The 18,071-nt window shown below is 63.0% G+C and carries 16 protein-coding genes and 4 tRNA genes; 8 read left to right on the forward strand and 12 right to left on the reverse strand.

Features of this window, described 5'->3' with window-relative positions:
- Positions 1-31: 31 nt before the first annotated feature.
- Positions 32-925, reverse strand: a complete 894-nt coding sequence (locus H145_RS0115060) for a TerB family tellurite resistance protein (RefSeq protein WP_019948993.1) — start codon at positions 923-925, stop codon at positions 32-34.
- Positions 926-1,119: 194 nt separating this feature from the next.
- Entirely contained in the window at positions 1,120-3,639 is a 2,520-nt protein-coding gene (locus H145_RS0115065) for an AsmA-like C-terminal region-containing protein (RefSeq protein ID WP_169513198.1), read from the reverse strand.
- Between the two features lie 163 nt (positions 3,640-3,802).
- Between H145_RS0115065 and H145_RS0115070 the strand changes: the two genes are divergently transcribed.
- The 4 genes from H145_RS0115070 to H145_RS0115085 all read left to right on the forward strand — a co-directional run bounded on the left by H145_RS0115070 (position 3,803) and on the right by H145_RS0115085 (position 6,997).
- A tRNA-Val gene (locus H145_RS0115070) sits at positions 3,803-3,877 on the forward strand.
- Between the two features lie 23 nt (positions 3,878-3,900).
- Positions 3,901-3,975 (forward strand) — tRNA-Val (locus H145_RS0115075).
- A gap of 117 nt (positions 3,976-4,092) precedes the next feature.
- Entirely contained in the window at positions 4,093-5,679 is a 1,587-nt protein-coding gene (locus H145_RS0115080; RefSeq protein ID WP_157541624.1) for a hypothetical protein, read from the forward strand.
- Positions 5,680-5,824: 145 nt separating this feature from the next.
- Positions 5,825-6,997 carry a GNAT family N-acetyltransferase gene (locus H145_RS0115085; protein WP_019948996.1) on the forward strand — a complete coding sequence of 391 codons (1,173 nt, stop codon included), beginning with the start codon at positions 5,825-5,827 and terminating at the stop codon, positions 6,995-6,997.
- A gap of 119 nt (positions 6,998-7,116) precedes the next feature.
- Here H145_RS0115085 and coaE read toward each other — a convergent pair whose 3' ends face one another.
- The 9 genes from coaE to H145_RS0115130 form a co-directional block, all read right to left on the reverse strand.
- Positions 7,117-7,719 carry a dephospho-CoA kinase gene (gene coaE / locus H145_RS0115090; RefSeq protein ID WP_019948997.1) on the reverse strand — a complete coding sequence of 201 codons (603 nt, stop codon included), beginning with the start codon at positions 7,717-7,719 and terminating at the stop codon, positions 7,117-7,119.
- An 87-nt stretch (positions 7,720-7,806) separates the two neighbouring features.
- Complete coding sequence (locus H145_RS21505) at positions 7,807-8,769, reverse strand: YbbR-like domain-containing protein (protein WP_019948998.1); 963 nt, start codon at positions 8,767-8,769, stop codon at positions 7,807-7,809.
- A 153-nt stretch (positions 8,770-8,922) separates the two neighbouring features.
- A complete protein-coding gene (gene yajC, locus H145_RS0115100; RefSeq protein WP_019948999.1) occupies positions 8,923-9,243 on the reverse strand; it encodes a preprotein translocase subunit YajC in 321 nt (106 codons plus the stop codon).
- Between the two features lie 75 nt (positions 9,244-9,318).
- Positions 9,319-9,843, reverse strand: coding sequence for a DUF1573 domain-containing protein (locus tag H145_RS0115105; RefSeq protein WP_019949000.1), 525 nt, complete (start codon positions 9,841-9,843; stop codon positions 9,319-9,321).
- A gap of 257 nt (positions 9,844-10,100) precedes the next feature.
- Positions 10,101-11,105 (reverse strand): isocitrate/isopropylmalate dehydrogenase family protein, encoded by a 1,005-nt coding sequence (locus H145_RS0115110; RefSeq protein ID WP_019949001.1) that lies wholly within the window; start codon positions 11,103-11,105, stop codon positions 10,101-10,103.
- Positions 11,106-11,306: 201 nt separating this feature from the next.
- A complete protein-coding gene (locus H145_RS0115115) occupies positions 11,307-11,618 on the reverse strand; it encodes a YtxH domain-containing protein (protein WP_019949002.1) in 312 nt (103 codons plus the stop codon).
- Between the two features lie 96 nt (positions 11,619-11,714).
- Entirely contained in the window at positions 11,715-12,899 is a 1,185-nt protein-coding gene (gene nusB / locus H145_RS0115120; RefSeq protein WP_019949003.1) for a transcription antitermination factor NusB, read from the reverse strand.
- Between the two features lie 51 nt (positions 12,900-12,950).
- A complete protein-coding gene (locus tag H145_RS0115125) occupies positions 12,951-13,307 on the reverse strand; it encodes a four helix bundle protein (protein WP_019949004.1) in 357 nt (118 codons plus the stop codon).
- A 118-nt stretch (positions 13,308-13,425) separates the two neighbouring features.
- Positions 13,426-14,517, reverse strand: a complete 1,092-nt coding sequence (locus H145_RS0115130; protein WP_019949005.1) for a Glu/Leu/Phe/Val dehydrogenase dimerization domain-containing protein — start codon at positions 14,515-14,517, stop codon at positions 13,426-13,428.
- A 324-nt stretch (positions 14,518-14,841) separates the two neighbouring features.
- Here H145_RS0115130 and H145_RS0115135 point away from each other — a divergent pair, with 324 nt between their 5' ends.
- Positions 14,842-16,626, forward strand: a complete 1,785-nt coding sequence (locus tag H145_RS0115135) for an ABC transporter ATP-binding protein (RefSeq protein ID WP_019949006.1) — start codon at positions 14,842-14,844, stop codon at positions 16,624-16,626.
- Between the two features lie 127 nt (positions 16,627-16,753).
- On the opposite strand, the gene H145_RS0115140 is transcribed toward H145_RS0115135, so the two are convergent.
- Positions 16,754-17,143, reverse strand: coding sequence for a T9SS type A sorting domain-containing protein (locus H145_RS0115140; protein ID WP_019949007.1), 390 nt, complete (start codon positions 17,141-17,143; stop codon positions 16,754-16,756).
- Between the two features lie 281 nt (positions 17,144-17,424).
- Here H145_RS0115140 and H145_RS0115145 point away from each other — a divergent pair.
- The 3 genes from H145_RS0115145 to H145_RS21510 all read left to right on the forward strand — a co-directional run.
- Positions 17,425-17,498 (forward strand) — tRNA-Pro (locus H145_RS0115145).
- A 53-nt stretch (positions 17,499-17,551) separates the two neighbouring features.
- Positions 17,552-17,625: transfer RNA gene (locus H145_RS0115150), tRNA-Pro, on the forward strand.
- A 244-nt stretch (positions 17,626-17,869) separates the two neighbouring features.
- The coding region (locus H145_RS21510) for a transposase (protein ID WP_033426310.1) at positions 17,870-18,071 on the forward strand (202 nt) is incomplete at its 3' end.

The following is an 18,071-nucleotide window of genomic DNA, read 5'->3' on the forward strand; positions in this document are numbered from 1 at the left end:
GTTTTTCAGCTAACAGCTAACAGACCGGAATCTAGCGTCCGCCGCCGAGTAGGCCGCCGAGTAGGCTACCCATGCCACCGCCGCCAAGCAGGCCGCCGAGGCCGCCGCCACCGCTGCTGCGGGGCTGCGAGTTAGGCTGGCCACCAAGGCCGCCCAGAATCGACATAAGCGAGCCTAGCCCGCCGCCGCCGGTGTGGGTGCCCTGCTGCGGATAGTTGCCGTACTGGCTCTGCTGCTGGCCGCCGCCGCCCATCACGCCGCTCAGCAGGCCACCGCCAAGAAGGCCGCCGAGCAGACCGCCCATGCCGCTGTTGGCCGCGCCGCCGAGCAGGCCGCCCATGCTGCCGCCCATCATGCCGCCGCCGCTCTGGCCACGGCCGCCCATCACTTTCGAAATCACCATGGGGGCCACAATGCCGAGCAGGCCGGCCATCAGGGCATTCTTCGGGATGCCGGCACTTTCCAGCTTGTCGCCGATGCCGCCCAGAAAGCTCTGTTTGGCCGGGTCGCTGGCGTCGTGGGGCACGTTGGCGGCCTGGTCGACTACCTGCTCCAGTGTGTTTTGCTGCTGTTGGTTGATGCCCAGGTACTGCGAAATCTTGTTCACCATCTCCTCCTCGGTGTTCGAGTAGGCGCCATCGGCGCGGGCAAAGCTGATGAGGTCGGTAACGAGCGAGAAGCGCAGGTCGCTGCCCCGTAGCGCGTCGAGGTTGTTTTTTACGGTTTGATTGTTGGCATCCTTAGCGGCGCTCAGCACTTGTTGGGTGGCACTGCCGCTCAAGCCCGCCTGGTGGGAGAGCTGCTGCAAAAATTCAATTTCGGGGGCCGAAGCCTCACGGTCGGCCGAGGCCAGGCTGGCAATAACACTCAGGTAAGCTGCCTTCTCCTGGTCGGAGTAGTTCTGGAGCAGTTGCGAGTCGTTCATGGTCAAAAGTCAAAAAGGGTGGGAGAGAATATCCAGCTCCCTGTAACGCGTCTTTTCGGTTGAGGTTGGCTCCGGCTGCGGCCAACCAGCCAGCGCGGCCTTTCTGAAGTGCTAAACGACTCCGGCCGAAGCTGCCGCGCCGGGTTGGGTCAGCGCCATCCTGGCCCCGGCAGTTTTCGGCAGGAGGTAGTAACTCAGAACTCGAAATAGTCGCCCGGCTGGGGCTCGGCGGGCTTTTTCGTGGGCCTCTTCACTTCCCAGGTCGGGCGCGGACCGGGCGACGGAGCGGCTGCTCCTAGCGGCGTTGTAGCCGCCTGCCCGGCCGCGGGGCTCCGGCCCGGCAGCGTGGTACCCGGCAAGGTGGGGCGCGTGGGCAGGCCGGTTTCGTAGCGCACCGCAAAGTTGCTCTCGGTGCCCCGGATGCCCAGCCGTAACGTGGGGCCATCGGCGCGGGCGGCGGCGCGCGGCAGCAGGCCCGGCAGTAGCGGAATGCGCAGGTGGTAGTCGAGCTGCTGATCGAAGGTGTGGGTGCCGGTAACGCGAATCAGGGCCGCGGCCCGCACGTTGGAGCGGATTTCCATTTCCGGAATATACACCGTGCGGCTCTGGATGTAGAAGTCGTTGTGCAGCTCGGCGAAGCGCAGGTGGCGCAGCGTGGCCCGGTCGGCTACCAGGCTCAGCTTCTGCAGCGGCTCGAAACCAACCAGCTCGCCCTGCCGGATGGTGGCCTTGATTTGGGCTTCCAGCCGGTCGGGCAGCGGGCGCAGCTGCCCATCGAAATACGTATCCGACTCGGCCGAAGCCGTGAGCGTGCCCCGCAGGTGGCGGCTGGTGATAAAGTGCTGGCCGAAATCCTCGAACACGTAAAACAGGCTGTCGAGCCGCACTTGCTGGCAGCTGGCCACGGTGCTGGCCTTCAGCAGCCGGGGCTGGCGGGCGTCCACGGTGCCGCGCACGTTCAGCTGGCCCCCGGCTGCCAGCAGCCGCAGCCCCGGCGAGCTGAATACCTGGTTTTGCAGCCGCAGCGTGCCGCGCAGCTGCCGGCCCCGCAGCCGCCGGTAGCGCACCTGCCGGGCCTGGGTCTGCACATCGAGCACCAGCCGGCCCGGTACATGCAGCCCGCCAGCCGCCACCGCGCCGCTACTGCCCGATTTACCTCCGGCCGGCTGATAAGCATACAGGAGCTGGTTGAAATCGAGCAGGTTAGACATCAGATTGGCTTCGATGCGCAGCGGCTGACCCGGCGCCAGCGCCCAGCCGGTGGCGTTGCGCACCGTGCCCCGGCCCCGGAAGTCGGAATTACCCAAGCGGCCCTGCAGGCCAGTAACGGCCACGTCGGCGCCGCGCAGTGCCAGCTGGCCCGTCAGGCCGGTGAAGGGCTGCCGGAAGTCGCGCAGCTGCAGCCGGACGTTGCGCAAGGCCAGCTCGCCGCTCGCCTGCCGGGCCGTTGGCCGGCGGCGCAGGGTTTCCAGCGGCCCGCTCAGGGCCAGGTGCAGGCTGGCCTCGCCCGAGGCCGCCCGCACGGCTGCCACGGGGAAAAACTTCAGGGCCCGGGCCACGTCCAGCTCGGCCTGCAGCTCCAGGTTGATGACGGGCTTCACCAGGTTTTCGAGCCGCAGCCTGCCGCCAAACGGCCGGCTGGCCAGTTGCCCGCGCACCTGCTCCAGCGTCAGGACGGCCGTTTGGGCGGCCCGGCCCGCGCCGTTGCTGAAACGGCCCGTCAAACTCACGTCCTCCACCTGCTGGCGGTACTCCGGATGGAAAAAGGCAGCCTGCCGGCAGCCAAACCGCACCTCTACGGCCGGGTTGCGCTGCTCCGACCACTCGCCGCGCACGGTGCCCTCGAAATACACCTGCCCCCGGCTGCGGTAGCCGGCCAGCCGCCGCGTCAGGCGAGGTGGTAGCAGGGCCAGCACCGCCTTCACATCGGCCTGCCGGGCAGCGGCCTGCAAATGCAGCTGCGAGGCCTTCGTGTAATCAATGGTGCCCGAAACCGAATAGGTGGCCGGGCCCACGGCCACGGTAGAAGGCCGGATGGTCACCCGCTCGCCGGCCCGATCCACGGCAAGCAGCACGTTCAGGTGCACGTCTTTCTGCCGGAAGTAGTCGTCGGAGCCCAGCCGCACGGTTTCGATGTGGGCCGGGCCGGTGGTGGTTACCTCCACGCGGGGCCCATCGAGGCGCACGGCGGCCCGCAGGTCGGGCGTTTGAAGGGCGAAGAACTGCTGCCGGGCCGCATCGGTGTACGTGGCCCGCACGCGCTCCAGCCGGATGCCCCGTAGCTCCAGCACGAAGGGCTGCTCGTCGGTTGTCGTTGTGTCGGGTTTGATAATGAGGTAGTTGGGCTGGCCGGCGTCGTCGCGGCGCAGGTGCAGCTGCCCGTCGGCGAGCGTGAGGCGGCGGATGCGGTAGTGCCCGCGCAGCAAATCCAGGGCGTCGAAGGCGCAATAGAGGCGGCGCGCCCGCAGCAGCCGGGTGGTATCGGCGGGCAAGGAGCCCTGCACCGCCACGTCGTGCAGCGTGATGGAGAGGCGCGGGAACTGGTCGAGCACCGACACGTCGAGGCGGCTGGCGCGCACGGGCACGGCCAGGTGCTGGTTGAGGGCCACCACGAAGCGGCCAATCAGCCAGTCCTGCCCCAGCCATAGCCCCAACCCGGCCGCCAGCAGCAGGCCCAGCAGCGTCAGCCCCAGAATTTTCAGTAATCTTCCCACCGGCACGCCTTCGTTTTTACAACCGAAATTTCTGACTGGCAAGGGGTTCCCCGCCAAAGCGGCCCGGCTCCGAAAATTTCTTAGCCCAAAGATGGGGGAAAGTGTTGCGTTTTCAGAAACGAGCCCCCATCTTTGCCATCCCAAACGACGGGAAACGCCCATCGGGAGATTAGCTCAGCTGGTTCAGAGCATCTGCCTTACAAGCAGAGGGTCACTGGTTCGAACCCAGTATCTCCCACTATTTTTCAGTACGCTTACCCCGGGAGATTAGCTCAGCTGGTTCAGAGCATCTGCCTTACAAGCAGAGGGTCACTGGTTCGAACCCAGTATCTCCCACACACGAAAAGGACTGCCGCTTGCGGCGGTCCTTTTTTGTTTTGGGCAGTTCGATGGCTACTGGCCAGCCGGTTGCCCCGTTGATGTGCTGCCTTGCCCGATTTCCACCGGTTTACTATGCGTTTTTCTGCTGCGGTTCGCCGGTTTGGCGTGAGGGCCTTTTTCGGATTGCTGCTGGTGCTGGGCGGATTGCTGGTGAGCGACTACGGCGTGTCGTGGGATGAGCCTACCGACCAGCTCAACGGCCTGGTTAGCCTGCGTTACGTGGCCGATGTGGTGCAGGGCCACGAACCGTATCCTGTTGAAAAGTACCGCGACAGTGACCACGGGGTGTTATTTGAGCTGCCGATGACCCTGGTGGCCCGCTACGGTTTGGGCCTGGTGGGCGAGCAGGTCAGCCGAAACTATTACTTAGTTCGCCACGGGCTCACGTTTTTGCTGGTAGTCGGCGGGCTGGGCGCGCTCTATGGGCTGGCCCGGCTCCGGCTGCGTCGGCGGGCGCTGGCGCTGCTGCCGGTAGTGCTGTTTGTGCTTTCGCCCCGGTTGTTTGCCGAGTCGTTTTACAACGCCAAAGACCTGCTGTTTCTGGCGGCCTTCACGCTGGGTATGTTCACGCTGGCCCGGCTCGTGCAGCGCCCCACCCTGGGCCGTGCGCTGCTGCATGGGCTGGCCACGGCCGCCGCCACCGATATCCGGCTGCTGGGCCTGCTGCTGGTTCCTTTCACGCTGGTTCTGTTGCTGCTGGAAGTGCTGCTGCCCACCCGACCCGGCGCCCAGCCCCAGCAAGTGGCTGCCGTGGTCGGCGCTTACCTGGTGGGCGCCGCCGTTGCAACCGTGGCGGGCTGGCCCTATCTGTGGGGTAACCCGCTGCCCCGGCTGCTGGCGGCCTTTCAGCGGATGGGCCACTTTCCCTGGCAGGGAGAAGTGCTGTACTGGGGGAAGCTGGAAGTGGCGCAGCATCTGCCCTGGCACTACGGCACCGTCTGGCTGCTGATTACCACCCCGGTTGCCTACTGGGTGGCCGCCGCAGTTGGGCTGGTGCTGGCTGCTATCCGCTTCCGGCGCCGGCCGCTGGCGCAGTTGCGCACCCTCGATGGCCGCCTCGACCTGCTGTTCTGTGGCTGGCTGCTGCTGCCTTTCCTGCTCGTAATCAGCATGCAGTCGGTACTCTACGACGGCTGGCGGCACCTATATTTCGTGTACCCGGCCCTGCTGCTGCTGGCCGTTTCGGCGGGCCGGCAGTTGTGGCAGCAGGGGCGCGAAAGTCGCTGGGGCCGGCCGCTGCTGCTGGGGCTGGGGCTGCTGGCCGGGCTCGAAATGGGCCTCACCGCCGTGCGCATGGTGTGCATGCACCCGCAGCAGCAGGTGTATTTTAGCTTCCTGACCAACCAGCAGGTGGAACGCAACTTCGAGCGCGACTACTGGGGGCTGGCCTACCGCCAGGGCCTGGAGTACCTGGTGCGCCGCCATCCTACCGGGCCTATTTACGTGGCCGTCGCCGAAGGGCAATCCTTCCTGAACAATCTGGTCTGGCTGAGCCCTGCCGATCAGCAGCGCATCCACCTGACTGCCCCCGGCCCCGGTCGGTACTACCTGTTCGGCTACCGCGCCTGGGCCGGGCCGCCGCCACCAACCCTGGGCCGCACAGTATATCAGGTGCAGGCCGATGGCCTGCCGATTCTGTCGGTGCTATACCAGCCCTAAAAAAGCATTTCTTGCATCCCGGGTCTGGGCGGTCAGCTAGTCGTTACTCAGGCCGGTTTTCGCTCATCTGGCCGATACCTGTTTCCTTTGAAGTAATTCCCTCCAAGCTAACGGCTAACCGCTGGTAGCTATCAGCGCGAAAAATATGCCGCTCCTCGAAGTCACTACGCCCGCCCTCGTCCGCCAGTTCCTGGATTTGCCGGCCCGGCTCTACCAAAACCAGCCCAACTGGATTTCGCCCCTCGACCCGGAGATTGAAGCCGTGTTCGATCCGGCCAAAAACGCGCTTTTTGCCCGCGGCGAGGCCATCCGCTGGGTGCTGACCGATGCGGCCGGCGCGGTAATAGGGCGGGTGGCGGCCTTCATCAACCGCGACGCCGAGCAGCCCGACCCCACGCTGCCGGTGGGCGGCATGGGCTTTTTCGAGTGCCAAAACGACCAAGCGGCGGCCAACGAGCTGTTTGAGGCTGCCCGGCGCTGGCTGGCCGACCGCGGCATGCAGGCCATGGACGGCCCCATCAATTTCGGCGAGCGGGACCGGTTCTGGGGGCTGCTGACGGAAGGCTTCACCGAGCCCAACTACGGCATGTTCTTCCACCAGCCCTACTACCAGCAGCTGTTCGAGCAGTACGGCTTCGAGCTGTTTTTCCGGCAGTACACCTGCTACCGCGAGGTCGATACGCCCCTGCACCCGGCCTTCTCGCGGGCTTTCGACACGTACGCGCAGCAGTACCCGGCCTTCCGGTTTCAGCACGCCAACAAGCGCGACGCCGAGAAGCTGGCCCACGATTTCCACCACGTGTACAATCTGGCCTGGGCCAACCACAGCGGCATCAACCCCATGAGCCTCGACAAGGCCCGCGAGCTGGTAAAGCAGATGCAGCCCGTGCTCGATGAGCGCCTGCTCTGGTTTGCTTACCACCACGACGAGCCCATTGCCTTCTTCGTGAGCCTGCCCGAACTCAACCAGATGTTCAAGCACGTCAGCCGCCGGTTTGGGCTGCTGGCCAAACTGCACTTCCTCTGGGAAAAGCGTAAATACCAGCAGCGGCGCGACAAAAAGCTGTTCGGCGTCATCTTCGGGGTGGTGCCCGAGTGGCAGGGCAAGGGCATCGAAAGCGCCCTGATGGTGCACGCCCGCGCCGAGTTTATGCGCGCCGGCTACCGCGAAATTGAGATGAATTGGATTGGTGACTTCAACCCGCGCATGCTGGCCGTTACGCGCTCCATCGGCGCCCGCATCTACAAAACCCACGTCACCTACCGCTACCTCTTCGACCGCGAACGGCCGTTCGAACGCAGTCCGATTATTCGTTGAGTTGCGGGGAGAAACCTCTCTGTCATTCAGAGCGCAGCGAAGAATCTCGCGTGAGCCGTTATAACGATTGTTTAACGGCTCACGCGAGATTCTTCGCTGCGCTCTGGATGACGTATTCTCTACTTCGCCAAACCCCTCAGCTCCGCGTCCAGCTTTAGTACCTGCGGGATGAGCAGGTGCTCGTCATCATTGTGGATTACGTAGTTGGCGCGGGCCAGCTTTTCCTCCTCGCTGAGCTGCTTGCCGATGATGGTGAGCACATCGTGGGCCGTGCGGTGCAGGTCGCGGCGCAGCACCCGCTCCTGGCGCAACGCCTGGGGGGCAAAAACGGTGATGATGCGGTCGAGCTGCCGGTAAGCGCCCGACTCGTAGAGCAGGGCGGCTTCCTTGAGCACGTAGGCGCAGCCCTCGGCCTGGCGCGCCGCGGACCACGCGGCAAAGTCGCGACCAACATGTGGATGCACCAGCGCGTTGAGGCGGGCCAGCTGGGCGGGGTCGGGGAAGGCCACGCGGGCCAGGTAGGTGCGGTCGAGGTGGCCCTGGGCGTCAAAGGTTTCGGGACCGAAGGCGGCGGTAAGTTCCTGGCGCAGCTGCGGGTCGTGGGCCATCACCCATTTGGCGCGGCTGTCGGAGTCGTACAGCGGCACACCCAGCACCCGAAACAGCCGCCCGACGATGCTTTTGCCCGAGCCAATACCGCCCGTAATTCCGATTTTGAGCATGTTGCTGGTCTTTGGTGGGTGGTTTTTGGTTCTTGGTTTTCTTTGGGGATTTACGGCCAAAAACCAAAAACCACCCACCAAAAACCACTACTCGCTCTGCACCCGCACACCCCGCGTGAGCACGAGGTAGCCGCGCACCTGGGGCGGCTTGCGCGACAGGAAGGGGCGCAGCACCGAGTCGGGGGAGCTGCCGAACTGGCCGTAGTGCAGCTGCACCCGCAGCTGGTCGGGGCGGAAGGAGGCCGTGTCTTCGGGGAAAAACTGCAGCCGCACGCGCACCGTGGCCGGCGTGAGGCGGAAGCGGCGGCCGGCGGGCGCATCGAGCAGCTCGGGCACCACATCGACGGGCAGCGTGACGACGGGCCGGCGCACGAGGCGCACGCGCACATCGGTTACGCTGGTCTGCACCTGGTCGGGGCCGCCGATGGGCACGCGCACGTCGCCGTCGGTGGAGCCGGCCGGGGCCTGGGGCAGGTGTACGGGGTAGGGGTCGGGCAGGGAGTTGACTTTGCCCGCGGGGCCGGTGAAGGTAACCACGTTGGGCTCGAAGCGGGCCTCGTAGGGCAGCGCGGCGCCGTCGGTGGCGGGACTCAGGGCCAGCGGCAGGCGGCGGCTCACCAGCCGGTCGAGGTCAACCCAGAGCGTATCGGAAACCAGGTAATTGAGTTGCAGCCCGTCCATGGCCTGCTGCAGGGCGGGGCGCAGGGCGCCGGCTGTGAGGTAGCGGGTGGCCGCGCCGCGCAGCAGCACTTCGGCCGGGCGCACCTCCAGCGGCAGCTGGCCGCGCAGCAGCTTCCAGCCGCGGCCGGTTACGTTCACGGCTACCTCCTGGGGCAGCGGCTGCACCGGCACGAAGCGGGCGTCGTCGTAGCGGCACACCAGCGGGTAGTTGATGCGGGTGGTGTAGGTTTTGTTGAGCGCATTGAGCAGCCAGAACGTGCTGGCCACCAGAAAGCACGCCAGCACCGCCCGCCAATAGCTGCGCTCCTGCCCGAAGAATGGGCTGGCAAACCAGCGGAGCAGACGAATACCGGGGCGGGCAGATGACACAGGCAGGCAGCAGAAAAAAGGGTGAGCGATGCGGGGACGTCGGCATAAAAACCGGAATTCCGGCCCCCGGTTGCGCCCGAAGCCGGAATTCCGGTTTTCACAAGGTACTACAAGCGCCGGACTGCGAAGCCGGCACAACGGGCCGCACCCGGTTTATTCGGCCACGACTGTCGTTTTGCCGGCTACCTCGCGGGCAATGGCGGCGCGGTCGAAGCGCAGGCGCACAGCCTTGTCTACCTCTACCGTCACCGATTCCTCGCTCAGGTCCACGATTTTGCCGTGCAGCCCGCCGATGGTGACCACGTGGGCCCCTTTTGCCAGGCCCGACCGGAATTTCTTGGCATCGGCCGTGCGCTTTTGCTGGGGCCGGATCATGAAGAAATACACCACGCCGACCATGGCAACCAGGGGCAGGTACTGAATAAGGCCACCGGCATCGGTAGCCGGAACTTGCAGCAAAAAAGAAGCGAACATAAGCGGGAATATCAGCGGGAAAAAGCAGGTTTGGCAACGCCAAGGGCCGGGCGCCAGGGCCCGGCCTCAGGCGGCTTACTGCCGGTAGGGGCCTTGCTGGCCGTCGGGCAGGATGTTGGTCTTAATCACCACCTTGTTGATGCTGGGCTGGGTGTTGGCCTGAATGGCTACCTCCTTGTTCTGCATGCCCGACTTGCCGTGCGAGTCGAACTGCACGTCGATGGTGCCCTTGGCGCCGGGCGCAATTGGCTCCTTGGTCCAGTTGGGCGTGGTGCAGCCGCAGGCGGCGGTAGCGTTTTCAATGATGAGCGGCGACTTGCCGGTGTTGGTGAACTCGAAGGTCGTTTTTACCACGGCACCCGGCTGAATGTCACCAAAATCGTGGTCGGCCTTGGCGAAGGTCATCACCGGGGCATTGGGGTTCGGAGCCTCGGTTTCGGCCGTTACGTTGGGGTTGTCAACGAGTGGGGCGGCCGTGGCGTTGGCATCAACAGCGGCGGCGTTCATGCCCTCGGTGCCAACTTCGCCCTGGTTGTTGTTGCAGGCGCCCATCAGCAGCGTGGCCGAGAGCAGCAGCGTAGAAAAGAAAGTGCGTTTCATATGGATCTGAAAATCAAGCGTAGCAGCCAATTGGCTGCTTCCGAAAGACAAAGATAAGCAGGGTTGAGTTGCCTGGGGTGAGTTGCCGGTTGCCAGTTGTCAGGAGTGAAAGGAACGTCATTCAGAGCGCAGCGAAGAATCTCGCTCAGACTCGTTGAACAGTTGCCGGCGCAACGTTAGCACGCGAGATTCTTCGCTCCGCGCTGAATGACCGGGCTGGTTTGCCGTTCACCAACAACTGGCAACTGACCAACTGACTAAAGGTTGTCGATGATGGCCTGGGTGAACTCGGCGGTGGAAGCCGAGCCGCCCAGGTCGCCGGTGCACTTGCTCTTGTCCTGCAGCGTCAGGTTCAGGGCCTTCTCAATCTGGTCGGCTTTGTCGTGCTGGCCGATGTGGTGCAGCATCATCAGGGCCGAGCGCAGCAGGGCCGTGGGGTTGGCTTTGCCCTGGCCGGCAATGTCGGGCGCCGAGCCGTGCACGGCCTCAAAAATGGCCATATCGTCGCCGATGTTGGCGCCGGCCACCACGCCCAGACCGCCTACCAGGCCGGCGCACAGGTCGGAGAGGATGTCGCCGAACAGGTTGGTGGTCACAATCACGTCGAACTGCTCGGGCCGGATGACCAGCTGCATGCACATGTTGTCGATGATTTTCTCCTCGTACTGAATCTGCGGAAACTCGCGGGCGGCCTCCTGGGCAGCGTCGAGCATCACCTTGCCCGCTACCTTCAGAATGTTGGCTTTGTGGGCCATTGTCACCTTTTTGCGGCCATGCTTGGCGGCGTAGGCAAAGGCGGCGCGGCAGATGCGGCGCGCGCCCACCACCGTGTTGCGGGCCACCGAGTCGGCAATGCCGTTGTGGGCGTCGTACATCTCCAGGCCCGAGTACAGGCCTTCGGTGTTCTCGCGGAACAGTACCAAATCAATGCCCGAATCGGCGTAGCGCGAGGCAATGCCGGCGGTGGTTTTGGCCGGGCGCACGTTCTGGTAAAGGTTGTACTGCTGGCGCAGCGTTACGTTGATGCTGCGAAAACCCTTGCCCACGGGCGTGGTAATGGGGCCCTTCAGCGCCACCCGGTTCTGCTCCAGCGACGTGAGCAGGGCCTGCGGAATCAGCTCGCCCGAGGCGTCGAAGGTCGTCTGGCCCGCGTTCTGCTCCTCCCACTGCACCGGCACCTCGGCGGCGGCAAAAATATCGGTTACTGCTTTCGTGATTTCGGGACCAATACCGTCGCCGGGAATAAGGGTGATGCGTTGCATTGCGTTGAACTATTGAAGGTTAGGTAAGCGGGCCCGGCCTGGCGCGGGGCCTTACCGGGAACGTTTGCGCAAAGGTACCAATACTGCAGCGGAGCCGGCAGCAAAAAGTGCCGCAGCCCCGACGGTGGCGTCAGTTCTGCGGCACTTTTCTGGCGGAAAGCAATCAAAAACAGCAAGCTCCTGCCGCAAGGCAGCGGCAGCTTACAGGCTTTTGCGGGAGTTTATCTGATCAATGAGCTGGTCGACGTCGCCCAGCAGCTGCTCGGCCTTGCTCTTGGCATCCTGAATCACGCGCTGGCCTTCGCTCTTGGCCGAGCTGGGCCCCTGATCGGAGCGGCTGGTTACGAGATTTTCGGTGAGGTCGGCCAGCGTTTCGCGGTACTTTTCGAGCTGGTAGCTCAGCCAGCTGCGGGTTTCGCGGCCCTTTTCGGGGGCGTACAACAGGCCAACCACCGCCCCGGTAAGGGCGCCGCCGGCAAAGCACAGAATACCAGTAGTGGTTTTGCTGCTCATGATGAGGAAGTTGAGGTTAGGGGAAAGAGGGAGATACCACCAATACGCAGATCGGGAGCCCGTAGTTGGTAAACTGCCTGCCGGGCTGCGCGCGGCCTACTGGTTGTCCAGCAAACCACGGCCCGACTTGCGGATGGCGCCGCTGGCCGTCAGGTCCTGGGCCAGCTTGTCGAGGATGCCGTTGACGAACTGCTTGCTTTTGGGCGTGCTATAGAGCTTGCTGATTTCGATGTACTCGTTGATGGTCACCTTCACCGGAATGGCCCGGAACAGGTGCATTTCGCAGAGCGCCATTTTCAGCAGAATCTTGTCGGTGAGGGCCACGCGGTCCACGTCCCAGTTCTGCGACGAGTCGGCAATGAGCTTCTCGTAGGTGGCGTCGTCGGCCAGCGTCTGCTGGTAGAGGCTTTCGGCAAACTCCTTGTCCTCGGCCCAGTTCGCCGACAGCGACATGAGCACCAGGTTTTCGTCGGCCGCCTCGTCGAGCATCTTCACGGTTTTCACCACCAGGTTTTTCACCACCGAGCGGTTCTCCTCCCAGTTCTGGTCGTCTTCCTCGATGTACTCGGGCAGCGCCGTGCCCTTGAACACGAACTCTTTGTAGAGGTGCTTGAGCATCTCCTGGTCGTCGGCGTAGGTGCCGGCCGGGGCGGCCAGGTAGCTCAGCAGCTCGGGGTCCTGCTTTATCTCGGTGCGCCAGGCGGCCCGCAGGGCGTCCAGCTCGGGCTGGCCGTGCCACTTCTGGTTGCGCCGGATGGTCAGCTCCTGCAGCTGCAGGTTTTCCATGAGCTTGGCAATGGCCTGGTTTTCCAAGAGCCGGGTGGTGTCGAGCAGCGGCTCGGGCGAGGCCGTCAGGCGCCGCGAATCGCGCCCGCGCTCCTGCTCCAGCACCTGCAGCAAGGCCGCCGGAATGTTGAGCAGGTGCAGGTACTGGTCGTGGATGGCTTCGGCGCCGCTCACCAGCTGGCCCGCGTAGTAGGTTTTATCCTTGGCTACGGCTTTCTGGTAGAACTTGATGGCGTCCTGCACCGCGTCGTTCACGTCGGCATCGTCGGTCGGCTCGGGCATTTCGCCCGACTTGTGCCAGTCCTTGAAGAGCACCTCGGCCAGCTTGCGCTGGCCCTGCAGCTTCTTCCGGTCGGGGGCTTCGGCCGCCGTCAGATCGGGTACGAACGCCTCCGCAATCCGCTCAAGCGCCAAAGAATAATCGGACCCGACGGCCTGATGGTAGGCGTACAGGGCCTGCATGACCTTGATACGAAGCGTGCGACGGTTGAGCATTATTCTCTTAGAAGTGAGTATGGAGAAGTGAGAAGTGAGACTCGCCTCTGCTTAATCGGTAAGCGACTTTTGCAAGCCGTAAATCATGCGCTGGACTTCCTCCAGGCTCCGGCAGATTTCCTGCACGGCTTCAGTAGTTACGTAGCCAAACGATTCGGCCAGCAAATACTGGGTTTCCAATTCGTAAGCCGATCCGTTGGCAATGAATAAGAAGTGGCGAAACTCCTTGGCTGAATCCCGGCCAGCGCCCTCTGCGACGTTTGAAGCAATAGAAACTGCTGCCCGCCGCATCTGCGAAATCAGTCCAAACCGTTCATCAGCCGGAAAATTTGCGCAGTGCTGGTAAGTTAGCCGGGCTACTTCCATTGCTTTCTGCCACACCTTAAGCTCCTTGAAACGGTGTTTCATATTTAGAAATGAGATAGGAGAAGTGAGAGGTGAGACGCTTAACGGTAAAGCCTATCTGGCTGTAAAATAGCTAATAAACTATACCGAGTCTCACCTCTCACTTCTCGTATCTCACATCTTAGAAGGTTGATTTTACCTTGCCGATGGCGGCGATGCGCTCCTCGGCCTGGCGGGTGGCGGCGGCCTGCGGGTGGCTGCCTTCCTGCTCGGCCTTGGCCAGCACCTGGGTGGTGATGTCGTAGATTTTCTCGGTCTGGACGAGGGCCGCCTCGCGGTTGCCGCCCACTACCTCCGAGTACACGTTGATGAGGCCGCCGGCGTTGATGAGGAAGTCGGGGGCGTACACGATGCCGCGCTTCACCAGCTCGGGGCCGTGCACGTTCTCGTCGGCCAGCTGGTTGTTGGCGCAACCCGCTACTACCTGGCACTTCAGGCGCGGAATGGTGTCGGAGTTGAGCGTGGCACCCAGCGCGCAGGGCGAGTAAATGTCCACGTCCTGGTCGTAGATGTCGTTGAGGCCCACCAGTTGGGCGCCGAAACGGTTGGCCGCGGCCAGGGCGCGGTCTTCGTAGTAGTCGCTCACCAGCAGCTGGGCGCCTTCTTTCTGCAGATACTCCAGCAGGTAGGTGCCCACGTGGCCCATGCCCTGCACGGCAATGCGCTTGCCCTCCAGCGAATCGGAGCCGAAAGCGCGCTTGGCGGCGGCCTTCATGCCCATGTAGGTGCCGTAGGCCGTTACCGGCGAAGGGTCGCCGGAGCCGCCCATGCTCTCGGGCAGGCCCGATACGTGCTTGGTTTCCATCCGGATGAACTCCATGTCGCGGGTGGTCATGTTCACATCCTCGGCCGTGATGTACTTGCCGTTGAGGTTTTGCACGAAGCGGCCGAATTTGCGCAGCAGCGCCTCGGTTTTCATGGTGGCGGCGTCGCCGATAATCACGGCCTTGCCGCCGCCCAGGTTCAGGCCCGAAATGGCCGCCTTGTAGGTCATGCCGCGGCTCAGGCGCAGCACGTCGTGCAGGGCTTCGGCGTCGGAGGCGTAGTGCCACATGCGGGTGCCGCCCAGCGCGGGGCCGAGCACGGTGTTGTGGATGCCGATGATGGCCTTCAGGCCGGTTTCGTGGTCGTGGCAGTACACTACCTGCTCGTGCTGGAACTCGGCAATCTGGCCGAAAACGGAGGCCTCGGTTACTACTTGCGTTTCAACCATAACGGGGGGGAGATGGAAAATGAGTGGGTGGGAAGGGTGGGATTGGCGTACCTTCGCAGTGGCCGCGGCCCGCTGCCAACGCGCGGAATCCGTTAAACGATTGGCAACGGCTTTTGGCTGCTGCGTTTCCTTCGCTCAATGAACTCTGTGCGCGGCTTTGGTGGGCGGCCCCCGCAATTCGGGTGCAAAAGTACGCCGATTTATGCGAGTTTGGAAGTTGGAAAGCACAGCACGCTTCCACGGCGTTCAATGGGCATCTGAAACCCTTTCCGCCCCTTTCCGCTTTCTAGCTTCCGCAAGTACCCAACTTCTCAACTTCGCCCGGTGCCCGCACTTTCCGCAACCAATAAATACCTGTTTCGCTACAAGTGGCACTTCCTCGGGGGCGTGCTGTTTGTGGGCCTGAGCACGTTGCTGGCCATTTTTCCGGCCCAGATTGTCCGCTACGCCTTCGACTTAGTGGGCGAGGGCATCGACCTGTACCACCTCTACGGTGGCACCCGGGCGCAGGCGCAGGTCTACGAGCTGTTCGGGCGCAACGTGCTGCTGTATGGGGTGCTGATTCTGGCCATGGCCCTGCTGCGCGGCATCTTCCTGTTTTTCATGCGCCAGACGCTTATCGTGATGAGCCGGCTGGTAGAGAACGACCAGAAAAACGAAATCTACCAGCACTACCAGAGCCTGCCGCTGAGCTTCTACCGCCGCCACAGCACCGGCGACCTGATGTCGCGCATTTCGGAGGACGTGGGCCGGGTGCGCATGTACATCGGGCCGGCCATCATGTACTTTCTGCAGCTCGTGCTGCTGTTCGTGCTCATCGTGCCGCTTATGCTGATGGTGAACGTGAAGCTGACGCTCTACACGCTGCTGCCGCTGCCGGTGCTCAGTATCAGCATCTTCTACGTCAACAACATCATCCAGCGCAAGTCCGACGAAATCCAACGCTCCTTGTCGGGCATGACGACCTTTGTGCAGGAAGCCTTTTCGGGCATCCGGGTTATCAAGTCGTTCGTGCGCGAGCAGGATTCGCACCGGCAGTTCACCGAGGCCTCCAACGAGTACAAGGAGAAAACGCTGAGCCTGAACTTCGTCAACTCGCTGTTTTTTCCGCTGATTCTGTTTCTGGTGGGTTTGAGCACGATTATCACCGTGTGGGTGGGCGGCCAGGAAGTTATCCGGGGCACGATTACCACCGGCAGCATTGCCGAGTTCCTGATTTACGTGAACCTGCTCACCTGGCCCGTAACGGCCCTGGGCTGGACGAGTTCTTTGGTGCAGCGCGCCGAAGCCTCCCAGGCCCGTATCAACGAGTTCATGGACCAGAAAACCGACATCGTCTCGCGCCAGAACATCGAGCTGGATATCAAGGGCGACATCGAGTTTGAGCACGTCTCGTTCACTTACCCCGATACCGGCATCCAGGCCCTGCGCGACGTGTCGTTCCGCATCCGGCCGGGCCAGACGCTGGCCGTTATCGGCAACACCGGCTCGGGCAAAAGCACCGTGGCGGCGCTGCTCTCGCGCCTCTACGACGTCACCGAGGGTCGCATCAAGGTCGATGGCGTGGACGTGCGCGACCTGGCCATCACGTCGCTGCGGAGCCAGATTGGCTACGTGCCCCAGGACGTGTTTCTGTTCTCCGACTCCATCCGCAACAACATCAACTTCGGCCTCGACCAGCCCGACGAGGCCCGAATGCTGCAAGCGGCCAAGGACGCCAACGTCTACGACAACATCATCGATTTCCCGCAGGGCTTCGACACGAAACTAGGCGAGCGGGGCATCACGCTCTCGGGCGGCCAGAAACAGCGCGTCAGCATCGCCCGCGCCCTGGTCAAAGAACCCAAAATCCTGATTCTCGACGACGCTCTTTCGGCCGTAGACACCGACACCGAAAACGCCATTCTGGGGGCCCTGCAGCGCATCATGCACAACCGCACCAGCCTCATCATCAGTCACCGCGTGAGTTCGGTGAAGCTGGCCGACGAAATCCTGGTACTCGACGACGGCCAGATTGTGCAGCACGGCACCCACGAAGCCCTCATGCGCGACGAACAGGGCCTCTACCGCGCCCTCTACGAGCGGCAGTTGCAGAGCGAGGAAGCATAGGTGAGGAAGCTAAAACCCCTGTCATCCTGAGCGCAGCGAAGGACCTATACAGAAGCTATATCTACTGATTGGCTTCTGTATAGGTCCTTCGCTGCGCTCAGGATGACAGGGGTTTTAGCTTCCTCACCTACTGTCCCAGAATGACGCGCTTCATGCTGCGCCGCTCGCCCGATATGCACTTCACGATGTAGGCGCCGCGGGGCAGGTTGGCCATGCTAAGCACCACGGCCGACTCGCCGGCCAGCAGCACGTCGCGGGTGATGACCGGGCGGCCATCAGTGCCGTTGACTTCGATGCGGGTGGGGCCGGTGGCGTCGGTGCGCACGGTCAGGGCGTTGGTAATGGGGTTGAGGTCGAGCCGTAGCTTGAGGGCCGCGGCGGGGGCGGGCGTCACCTCCGTTTTATCGGTAATCAGCGCAACCGGGGCTGCGGGCGGGGTCGGGGTGGCCTGCGCCATTGCCAGTGGGCCCGCCAGCAGCAGGGCCAGAAAGAATCCCAGGAAAGTAGAGGTTTTCATAGGCGGGGTGAAAAACGGGCGATGATGCCGGTAACGAAGATACGAGAAAGGCCCCGGCTACCGGTTTGGTAAGCCCCAAAAATAGCCCTCCGGAAGTCGGCAAGAAACGAGCCAAAGCAAATAATAACCGGGCGCGGGCACCGCATAGCCAGGAGTCAATCGGCACGTAAACAGTTGCATAAGCGTGGTAAAAGGGGCTTCAACCCGAAGCGCCGCAAGAAAAACCGGCGGGGCGCTTGCGTTTTACCGTTTGGGTGGTGTACATTTGCATCATCATTCATCGGGGTGTAGCGTAGCCTGGTATCGCGCCAGCATGGGGTGCTGGAGGTCGTAGGTTCGAATCCTGCCACTCCGACGACGAATGTTATTCGATTAAGCCTCCGGGAACCCCACCCGGAGGTTTTTTTTCGGGGTGTAGCGTAGCCCGGTATCGCGCCTGCTTTGGGAGCAGGAGGCCGCAGGTTCGAATCCTGCCACCCCGACTTCGCAGTACTCTCTCTTTCAGACTGCCCGCTGGACTTTGGTCCGGCGGGCAGTCTGGCGTTTGGGGCGGGGCAATCTGAATGCTTCAGTTTTCCGGATAAATAGTGCTATACCTATACTAAGCCGAATAATAGCCGCGTTCAGGAGGCGTCTGCCGGCAAGCAATACCTACTTTCGCCCATCTCTTACCCTTGAGGTGGTCTAGGCAAGACGGACAGAAGAAGGACGTATATTTCTTCTGTTATGACAGCAAAATCCAGCGGGACGTCGCCCGACAAACGGCGTAAATACGGCGACGCGTTTAAGGCCGAGGCCCTACGCCTGGCCAGCGAGAGCCGTAGCACGCAAGCCGCGGCCCGGCAACTGGGCATCAGCCCCAAGCTGCTCTACCGCTGGCAGCAGGCCCAACTCGTCGCCGAAGTAGGCAGTATAGAAGTGGCCCGCG

The sequence above is a fragment of the Hymenobacter aerophilus DSM 13606 genome, assembly GCF_000382225.1.
Lineage (GTDB): Bacteria > Bacteroidota > Bacteroidia > Cytophagales > Hymenobacteraceae > Hymenobacter > Hymenobacter aerophilus.

Excerpts from the sequence above, each read along its gene's own strand:
- H145_RS0115060 (WP_019948993.1), bottom strand. The coding sequence starts at position 925 with ATGAACGACTCGCAACTGCTCCAGAACTACTCCGACCAGGAGAAGGCA.
- H145_RS0115080 (WP_157541624.1), top strand. The coding sequence starts at position 4,093 with ATGCGTTTTTCTGCTGCGGTTCGCCGGTTTGGCGTGAGGGCCTTTTTC.
- H145_RS0115085 (WP_019948996.1), top strand. The coding sequence starts at position 5,825 with ATGCCGCTCCTCGAAGTCACTACGCCCGCCCTCGTCCGCCAGTTCCTG.
- coaE (WP_019948997.1), bottom strand. The coding sequence starts at position 7,719 with ATGCTCAAAATCGGAATTACGGGCGGTATTGGCTCGGGCAAAAGCATC.
- yajC (WP_019948999.1), bottom strand. The coding sequence starts at position 9,243 with ATGTTCGCTTCTTTTTTGCTGCAAGTTCCGGCTACCGATGCCGGTGGC.
- H145_RS0115105 (WP_019949000.1), bottom strand. The coding sequence starts at position 9,843 with ATGAAACGCACTTTCTTTTCTACGCTGCTGCTCTCGGCCACGCTGCTG.
- H145_RS0115110 (WP_019949001.1), bottom strand. The coding sequence starts at position 11,105 with ATGCAACGCATCACCCTTATTCCCGGCGACGGTATTGGTCCCGAAATC.
- H145_RS0115115 (WP_019949002.1), bottom strand. The coding sequence starts at position 11,618 with ATGAGCAGCAAAACCACTACTGGTATTCTGTGCTTTGCCGGCGGCGCC.
- nusB (WP_019949003.1), bottom strand. The coding sequence starts at position 12,899 with ATGCTCAACCGTCGCACGCTTCGTATCAAGGTCATGCAGGCCCTGTAC.
- H145_RS0115125 (WP_019949004.1), bottom strand. The coding sequence starts at position 13,307 with ATGAAACACCGTTTCAAGGAGCTTAAGGTGTGGCAGAAAGCAATGGAA.
- H145_RS0115130 (WP_019949005.1), bottom strand. The coding sequence starts at position 14,517 with ATGGTTGAAACGCAAGTAGTAACCGAGGCCTCCGTTTTCGGCCAGATT.
- H145_RS0115140 (WP_019949007.1), bottom strand. The coding sequence starts at position 17,143 with ATGAAAACCTCTACTTTCCTGGGATTCTTTCTGGCCCTGCTGCTGGCG.